Below are 7,147 nucleotides of genomic sequence, written 5' to 3'. Positions count from 1 at the left end.
GGTTTTTTCGTCGCACCTCCGCGCCCCGGGGGGTGGTGCTATTAACAAAATTTCTTCACTTACCAAACAACCCCCTTATATCCCGCGGGCCCCGCGGGGGCGGGCCCGGGCTCCCCACCGGCAAAAGGAGGTTGCAATGAGCCGCTATACTATCACTGTCACTGGCACCGTCATCGGAAAGGGCCACTCCGATCCAGACGCTGTCATCGGCTACGACCTACCGCTTCGGACCTACTTCCTGCAAGCGTTCCCGCACGAAGAAACCGACGAGCCCCGTCTTTGGCTTGGCACCCGCGATCGCGCGTTCGAAGCGCTTGACGATCTTCGCCATGCAGCCATCGCACACGGCTACGACTTCATGCCGTTGTCGCCCAAACTGGCGGCAAAGCTGGTCGGCGACAAAGCGGCAGCCAGCGGGCGTCCGGTGCGAGACACAATCTTCGGCCAGATGCTGAAACACCTCAACCAATCCAAGTAGGCAAACATCTCAGGGCCCGCGACGGAACACTCCGTCGCGGGCCCTTTTTTGCACGTTGCAAAAGAGCCACGAACATCACCCGTCACGGCATGCGAGAGCGACTCAAAACCGCCGATTATTCCTTCGGCAGTTTGTGCTTATGAATGCGGATATAATCCTGCACAGCCTTTCGCAGCAGTTCGGTCATGCTGTGGCCGTTGCTGATCGCCAGCAGCTTGAAATGGCGCTGCTCCGCAGCCGTCAGGTAATACCCGCAGCGGATCATCTCCTCGTCGCGAATCTTCTTGCCGGCTATCGGATCCTTTTTCTGACCCTGCCGCAGCAGCTTGCGAAAGTCAGGGCTTGCACCCGATGCCGGCTCGGGCGTCTGCGACATCGCCGATCCGACATTCGGCTCCAGCTTCTGCGCCTCGATCTTCGGCGATGAAATGAACATGCTCGGCAGTGCCGGCGGCTGCGTGGAAATCGCCTTCATCATGCGGGCTTTCTTGTCGTCACCGGGTTTCGGTGCGGTTTCTTCACTCATTCCGCGTTCCTTGTGGCTTCGATGAAGGTTTGCAGAAGGTCGTCGAAGACCCCTTCGCTCTCGGCAATCGCCTTCGCATCAGGCACCCCATGGCTGTAAAGGGTCTGCCCGGTCTGAAGGTCGCGGTAGGCAACACGATTGTGCAGGACATGTTCTGCAATGGGCGTGCCATTGGCCTGGATGATGGCGCGCAGTTCGGTCAGGGCTCGCGCCCTGCTATCGATGATGGTCTGCTTGGTCAGCACGAATATCGCAGGCAGCGGTCTACCCCGGCTCTCGACCGCCAGCGGGATGTAGTGGTCGGTGATCTGGATGGCGGCGGTCACATCATCAAGCGCAAAATAGATCGGCACGACGACAATATCGGCGGCGAAGAGCCCGGCCATCAGGTTATCGTTTGTGGTGCCTTCCGTATCGATCAAGACGACCGAGCGCTCACCGTTGTGAGTGGCTGCTGCGCGAAGGATTTCCTGCGGCGTCATCGCGCTCACCATCGTGAGCCTGTCAGGACGATTGCCAGCCTCGCCCAGCATCTGGAACCAGCGGTGCATGTTCTGCCGCCGGTCTCCGTCGATAAGAGTGACCGAATAGCCCCGATGCAGCGCGACGGATGCGAGGGCGCGCAGCATCGTCGATTTGCCAGTGCCGCCCTTGGGGATCGCAGCGGAGATGATCATGGGGGCCTCGTTCCGGCGTTGTCTCCTTGTTTCCATGTTAACATGGAAACAAGTCAACATGGAACAATATCACGGTAGAGACATGGTGACATAGTCAACGGGGAAGACTGGTTTGGCAACCCAGGCGCGCACCAATAAGAGCTCGTTCACGGTGCGGTTTTTGCGCAGCTGCTATCTGCAGCGAAGGAATAGGTCCGGTGGCCCATCGACTGCGCATTTCCGACTACGCATTTCCGACTACGCATCAGTCCTCAACGCATCATAGACACACTACATCAAGTCACGATGGAAACACATCGCGACCGGCCCGCTGCGGTTGACAACTGGGCTGGTGAGAAAGGAACGTCGGCTTTGTCTTTATCTTGGCAGGATAGCCTATTTTGTGATACACACAAAATAGGCGGCGCGGCCCTGTCGGGCCTTAGCGCCCGCAAGCGGGCTTGAGAGATGGATGCAGGCGCCCAGAAAGCAGCGGTACAGAACGCGTCACGGCGCTACGGCGAGGTGACGCACATCCGATTTTCGGCTGACGAGCTGGCCAACCTTAAAGCCATTGCGGAGCGGGACGGCGTTACCGTCAGCGAGGTCGTGCGGCGTCTTGTGCGGGCAGAGGCCGGGTATCTGCCTATCGCGTCAGAGGCGTTGCGGCCGGCGATCGTGGACATGACCGATCAGCTGCGGCGCGTCGGCGTCAATTTCAATCAGGCCGTGCGCGCGATAAATGACGGCCGTGTTGCCCACGATGAGGATCTTGAACAGGCGCTGGTCGCCGTGGGCAACCTGGTGCGGCAGTTTCGCGAGGAACTGAAGGCGATGACTGGCGGGTCACGCAAGGCGAGGGTGGCCAGGCCATGAGCGGTCGTCTTGCTGGCTACGCGGCCGAAATCGAACGCTATCTTCGAGGCGAGTCCGGCGTGAAGCGTGAGGAGCTGGACGACGACAAGTCCGTCACGGGCGCCCGACGCGAGGTCGGTGAATTCCAGGCGATGAAGAGCTATGAGCGGACCGGTGGCGGCGGACGCCTCGGGCAAGGAGGCGGCTCGACGGCAGGTGGCGGCAGGAGCGCCCATCGTTCGTCGCCGGGAGGATTGGGGGCGGCGGGGAGCTCCATGTCCAGCAGGGCACCGAAGTCCACTGCTGCTGCGAGTTCGCCCAAGGCCGCTAGCGCGCCGATCATGATCTATGGCGTCACGCTCGCCGGTTTCCGGCCGGAAGAGGAGGAGGAAGACTGGAAGCGGCGCGGCGGCGGTGGTCGTGGTGCTGTTCGTCCGAGCGGTACGGCACGAGCGGCGCGGACGGGCTATCAGGCGCGGGCCGTGGCGGCACGGGCAGGCTATGCGGCGGGCGCGCAGCCTGCCGTGTTCAAGGTCATGCCCAATCCGCCATCGACCAAGGAAGCTGCCGCCCGGCTGCTCAATTACATCGGGAAGCGCGAGGACGAAAAAGGCGAGAAACACGACATCGAGATTTTCGACGAGGACGGGCAGGTGCTTGCGACAGGTGCCGCAAGAAAGGCGTTCCTGGAATCGTTTTGCGAGACGTTCGAACCGCCCTTGGAAAACACCAATTTTATCGAGGTTCGCTTCGATCTCGCTAGCGAGGTGACCGATGCCGCCTTGAGCGAGGCGCTGAGCAAGGCCTTCGGGGCAAAACCGTTCATCTATGCGCAGGATGGACAGACGGTGGAGGTTTACGCGCATACCGATGAGCGGGCCGGACCGCTTGCCAAGGTGCTCGCCGGCGGTCGGGAAAAAAATTCGCGCAGCAAGGCGCTCGACAAGATCGAAGCGCGCCTGTCTGAAGCCATGGGCGAGGCGGGGGTGGTCGCCAAGGCAGAGGTAACGGCGGCCGTGAGCCGTGAACCCAAAGCGAAATATTTCCTGCAGAAGTTCATCCGCACCCACAGCCACATCCGCCACGCAAATGGCGAGCCTGTGCCTGCTGTGAAAAGCTCCACCAAGGCGGCGGCTTCGATCTATGAACAATGGCGCCCGCAGTTTTCGGGGCGTGAGCGCCGCAATGCCTATCACCTGCTTTTCTCGGCAAGAGCCGGCACCGATGCCAACGCCGTGATGGCCGCGGCGCGCGGCGTGCTCGAGGAGCGAGCGCCAGGATACAAGTTCGTCCTGGCGCATCACAAGGACACCAAGCACGTCCATATCCACGCGATGGTGCAGGCACGGTCAGCCGACGGCGAGCGCCTGAAATTCTACAAGCCTGATCTCGCAGCCTGGCGCGAGACTTTTGCGGAAAAAGCACGCGAGAACGGCATTGCGATGGTGGCGACGCGGCGCATGGATCATGCGATGACGCGGCCATTCACGAAGGAGCATGCCGGAGCCTACAGCCGTGCACAGAGCGATCCGCGCTATCAGGTCAGCGCCAGGACAATCGAGAGAGTGGAGGCCAAGCGGCAACGCCGTTTCGATATGCAATCGCTTATCGTGAACGGCGATGCAATCGCTGCCGCATGGCAAAAGACTGTGACGACGATGCGGACTGCGGGCATAGTCGGACAGGCTCTCACGGCAGCGGAGTCGATCGGCAACAATTTTCTGCGGTTCCGTGGCGATGGGACAGGGGAAGGGCAGCCAGGTCCTGGCGCGGGTCGCGGAGCTGATCAATCGGGGCAGAAGTCTTTTCTGTCCCATCCCGGTATGAGAGAATTGAATGCACTGATAGGAGATTTGGACATGGCGCAGACCCCCTTGGAAATGCGGCGTCAGATGGCCCGCGTCAATCAGGCTCTCGACAACATGCGCGAGACGCTGCCGCCGGCGCATCAAGGTCAGTTCGAACAGTATCGTGAAGAGGTGAACGACAAGATGCACGACCGTCTCGCGCGGCTGCAATTCGAGCGGCAGCAGCAGCGTCGTGGTGGTGGCGGTGGCGAGCCTATCCCCGAGCGCGAGCCGCGAGGGCGAGACCTTCCAACTCGGGACGATCCCCGCGAGCCGGAGCAGCCGCGCACCGGCACCGAGCAGGAGAAGGTGGCAGCCAAGCAGAAGGACGCCAACAAACAGAAGGCACGGCAGTCGGAAGAGCAGGACCGCAAGACCCAGCGCTCAAATGATAAGGATTACGAGCGCTGAGCCGAGCTCACTGCCGCCTGCGGCTAAAGAGACCGAGAGTGTTAGTGACCTCATGTGCCGAGGCCCATTTGGCGCCTACGAGGTTCAGGATGATGGCCACGCAGATCTCACGCCGCGCATGATCTTGAAATCTGCTTCGTGCCGCATTGCTGGATGGACTGAAGCTAAGGCTGTGACAGGCTGGTTTTCAGGTCGGTCCAGGTAACCGCAGCGCCATTGGATCGATCGGTGACGGGCTCAAAGCCCGGTCGTAAGTTTGCTGATGGGTTAGTTTAGATTAGGGTCCGGACTCATAACCGTCGGTCGACTGCGCTGGCGGCTCTGGTTGCCGTTAGTCGCGGGCGCTGAGCGGGGCTCGATAGGATCAACCGAACCTGCGATACTCAAGGCAATCTGTTGGAGTGATGATGCGCATCGTAACCCGTCTCACTGATCGGCTTAAACTGCAGCATCCGATCATCAGCGCGCCGATGGCATTCGCATCGGGCGGGGAACTCGCAGGTGCGGTCAGTACAGCCGGAGGGCTTGGGCTTATCGGCGGCGGCTATGGCGACGCTGATTGGCTGACGCGAGAGTTCGAGCGATCTGGCAACCGACCTGTCGGCTGCGGCTTCATAACTTGGTCACTCGCCAGGAACCCGCGCCTACTCGATAAGGCCTTGGAGCGGCGACCAAGTGCGATTTTCCTATCCTTTGGCGACCCGGCGCCTTTTTCGCCGGCGATACGGGCCGCCGGGGTCCCCTTGATCTGCCAGGTCCAGAGCCTCGACGACGCGCGCCGCGCTCTTGATGCCGGAGCCGACATCGTCGTCGCCCAAGGCGCGGAAGCCGGCGGTCACGGTGAGAAGCGAGCGACATTCACATTTGTTCCGGAGGTCGCGAACTTGGTACGGCGACGGGCGCCGGACACGCTCATCTGCGCGGCCGGTGGCATCGCCGATGGTCGTGGGCTTGCAGCGGCGCTGATGCTTGGCGCTGATGGCGTCGTGATGGGATCACGTTTCTGGGCCTCGTTGGAGGCTCTCGTTCATCCAAATCTGCACCAGGCTGCCCTTGCCGCGACCGGAGACGACACGGTTCGAACCTCGGTGATGGACCTAGCGCGCCGCCTGGATTGGCCATCGCGGTTTTCACTGCGCGTTCGGAAGAATGCTTTTACGGAAGCCTGGCACGGCAATGAGGCCCATCTCCTTGCCGACATTGACGCGCAGTCCGCTGCCTACCGGGAAGCGTGGGCAAGTGGCGATCCCACAATAGCCGCGATCATGATTGGTGAGGCCGCCGGCCTCATCCACGACATCGAGCCGGCGAGTGACATACTCCTTCGCACCGTTTCTGAAGCGATCACCCTGCTTCAGGGCGCAAGTTCGCTTCTGTTTGTCGAGGACAACTGTCACAGCCAGTAACTGACCGTAGCGGCTAGGCAGACGGCAGCGAGGAAGTTCGTGGCCGATCGATCGTATCTGGTGGCGATGCGGCGCAAATCCTTGAGCCGTCCGAACATGCGCTCGATGGCGTTGCGATCACGGTAGAGGAACGGGGAGAAGCAGTTCTTCCAGCGCCGGTTGGCTTCGGCGGAATGTTCGGCATCGCCGCTTTAGCCTAGACCTGTGGCGAATGGCATTGGTATCATAGTCCTTGTCGGCGTGCAGGATCGGGCTCTTGGGCATCTGCTCCAGAAGCAAATCTCCGGCGCTGCAATCGGCGACCTGGCCACCGGTCAAGAGGAAAGCGATCGGGCGGCACAGGCCATCGGTCAGGGCGTGGATCTTCGTGGTTCGCCCACCGCGCGACCGGCCGATCGCCTGATTTTGCTCCCCCCTGTGCCGCCAGAAGCGCAGCGATGCGCCTTCACGGCCGAAGAGGTCGATCAGGACCTCAGCCGGAGGACCGCCAGCCGAGGCCAGGGCGTGGAAGATGTCGACCCAAACGCCTTTGGCAGCCCATCGGACAAAGCGATTGTAGAGCGTCTTTCTCGGCCCGTAGACTTGCGGGGCATCGACCCAGCGGCCGCCGGACTTGAGGACATGGACGATGCCGCCAATCGCTCGGCGGTCATACTCTTGGCTTGCCGCGCGTGTCGGTTGGCAGCAGCGCCTGCGGCCGCGAAACCTGCTCCCTCCGTCAGCCAGAAATAATCGCGATTCATCTGTGGCCTCCCTTTGGAGACCGTGACTCATAAAACCACCGTCAGTGGAATCCCTTTATGGGTCCGGATCCTAGCCTGAAAAATTCATGGGGGTTGGTGGATGTGGCGCAAGCCGTTGAAAAACGTAGGATTTGGTTGCTTAAGCCGATCCGAACCATTTCCCGGAGACCACACCCACCATGAACGATCTTGCGCTGCCGCTGAGCGGTTTGTCATCAGTCGGCG

General features: G+C 61.3%; 8 protein-coding genes. 4 read left to right on the top strand and 4 right to left on the bottom strand.

Annotated features, from left to right (window positions below; genetic code table 11):
- Positions 1–136: 136 nt before the first annotated feature.
- Positions 137–478 carry a hypothetical protein gene (locus NKH05_RS32415; protein WP_352707587.1) on the top strand — a complete coding sequence of 114 codons (342 nt, stop codon included), beginning with the start codon at positions 137–139 and terminating at the stop codon, positions 476–478.
- A gap of 115 nt (positions 479–593) precedes the next feature.
- Here NKH05_RS32415 and NKH05_RS32410 read toward each other — a convergent pair whose 3' ends face one another.
- The gene (locus NKH05_RS32410; protein WP_352707585.1) at positions 594–1,004 is read right to left on the bottom strand and encodes a hypothetical protein; all 411 of its coding nucleotides are present in this window, start codon (positions 1,002–1,004) and stop codon (positions 594–596) included.
- Positions 1,001–1,681 carry a nucleotide-binding protein gene (locus tag NKH05_RS32405; protein ID WP_353027048.1) on the bottom strand — a complete coding sequence of 227 codons (681 nt, stop codon included), beginning with the start codon at positions 1,679–1,681 and terminating at the stop codon, positions 1,001–1,003. Before NKH05_RS32405 ends, NKH05_RS32410 begins: the two co-directional genes overlap by 4 nt.
- Before the next feature lie 447 nt (positions 1,682–2,128).
- Here NKH05_RS32405 and NKH05_RS32400 point away from each other — a divergent pair, with 447 nt between their 5' ends.
- The 3 genes from NKH05_RS32400 to NKH05_RS32390 all read left to right on the top strand — a co-directional run bounded on the left by NKH05_RS32400 (position 2,129) and on the right by NKH05_RS32390 (position 6,179).
- On the top strand, positions 2,129–2,536 hold the full coding sequence (locus NKH05_RS32400; protein ID WP_352707581.1) for a plasmid mobilization protein: 408 nt from the start codon (positions 2,129–2,131) through the stop codon (positions 2,534–2,536).
- A gap of 632 nt (positions 2,537–3,168) precedes the next feature.
- Positions 3,169–4,773, top strand: a complete 1,605-nt coding sequence (locus NKH05_RS32395; RefSeq protein ID WP_353027046.1) for a relaxase/mobilization nuclease domain-containing protein — start codon at positions 3,169–3,171, stop codon at positions 4,771–4,773.
- Between the two features lie 407 nt (positions 4,774–5,180).
- On the top strand, positions 5,181–6,179 hold the full coding sequence (locus tag NKH05_RS32390; protein WP_352707577.1) for an NAD(P)H-dependent flavin oxidoreductase: 999 nt from the start codon (positions 5,181–5,183) through the stop codon (positions 6,177–6,179).
- Here NKH05_RS32390 and NKH05_RS32385 read toward each other — a convergent pair.
- The gene (locus NKH05_RS32385) at positions 6,167–6,277 is read right to left on the bottom strand and encodes a hypothetical protein (protein WP_352852253.1); all 111 of its coding nucleotides are present in this window, start codon (positions 6,275–6,277) and stop codon (positions 6,167–6,169) included. The genes NKH05_RS32390 and NKH05_RS32385 overlap by 13 nt on opposite strands.
- A 19-nt stretch (positions 6,278–6,296) precedes the next feature.
- Positions 6,297–6,953 carry an IS5 family transposase gene (locus NKH05_RS32380; protein WP_352707574.1) on the bottom strand — a complete coding sequence of 219 codons (657 nt, stop codon included), beginning with the start codon at positions 6,951–6,953 and terminating at the stop codon, positions 6,297–6,299.
- Positions 6,954–7,147: the final 194 nt, after the last annotated feature.

This window comes from Mesorhizobium sp. M1399 (genome assembly GCF_040317735.1).
Lineage (GTDB): Bacteria > Pseudomonadota > Alphaproteobacteria > Rhizobiales > Rhizobiaceae > Mesorhizobium.
Note: the sequence above shows the minus strand (reverse complement) of the source record. Positions and strands in the feature narration are given on the sequence as shown.